At 57.5% G+C, this 955-nt stretch carries 1 pseudogene; it reads right to left on the bottom strand.

Annotated features, from left to right (window positions below):
* Positions 1-10 precede the first annotated feature (10 nt).
* A pseudogene (locus LA5095_RS31715) lies at positions 11-955 on the bottom strand (IS3 family transposase); the annotation flags it as partial.

Below are 955 nucleotides of genomic sequence, written 5' to 3'. Positions count from 1 at the left end.
CCCGCGTTTTCTAGACGCCCTCGGCTTTCATTTTCTGCTGTCGTTCGAACTCTATGGGCGACAGCATCCCGTTTCTGACGTGTTTGCGCCTTGGGTTGTAGAACATCTCGATGTAGTCGAACACATCCCGCCTCGCGTCTTCTCGGGTTTTGTAGGTTCGTCGCCGCACCCTTTCCCGTTTGAGCAGGTTGAAGAAGCTTTCGGCAACAGCGTTGTCGTGACAGTTCCCGCGCCGGCTCATTGAGTGTTCCAGATTGTGAGCCCTAAGGAATGATGCCCAATCCATGCTCGTGAACTGCGATCCCTGATCCGAATGGATCAGAACCCTGTTCTTCGGCTTCCTCCGCCATACCGCCATCAGCAGCGCCTGCAACACGACATCTGTGGTCTGACGGCTCTGCATCGACCCATTGCCCGGCAGGCGTTGCTTGCAACGCCGAGAGGAGGCCCACAACACGGCGAGAAAAGAGGTCGATCACGACGGCAAGATAGGCAAAGCCTTCCAGTGTCCTGATGTAGGTGATGTCTGTCACCCAGACCCTGTCGGGCTCCTCCACATCGAACTGTCGGTCGAGGCTATTGTCGATGACCATGGAAGGTTTACCGCCATAGCTGCCCGGTCGCCGCCTGTATCCGATCTGGGCCTTGATCCCGGCCAGCCGGGCAAGACGCGCGACACGGTTCAGGCAGCACGACTCTCCCTGATCAAGCAGATCGTCATGAAGCTTGCGATATCCATAGACCTTACCGCTCTCCTCCCAGGCCTTGCACAGCAGTCCGGTCTGGCGGATGTCTTCCTGGGCTCGCTTGCTCAGCGGGTTCTTCAGCCAGGCGTAAAAGCCGCTTGGATGGATGCGCAGACAGCGGCACATCGCTCGCACCGAAAACACAGAGCGATTTTCATCGATGAACGCGTACCTCACTTTGCATCCTTGGCGAAGTACGCGGTTGCCTT

Source organism: Roseibium album, assembly GCF_001404515.1.
GTDB classification, from domain to species: Bacteria; Pseudomonadota; Alphaproteobacteria; order Rhizobiales; family Stappiaceae; genus Roseibium; species Roseibium album.
The sequence above is the reverse complement of the archived record's forward strand: the minus strand, read 5'-3'. Positions and strand labels throughout refer to the sequence as shown.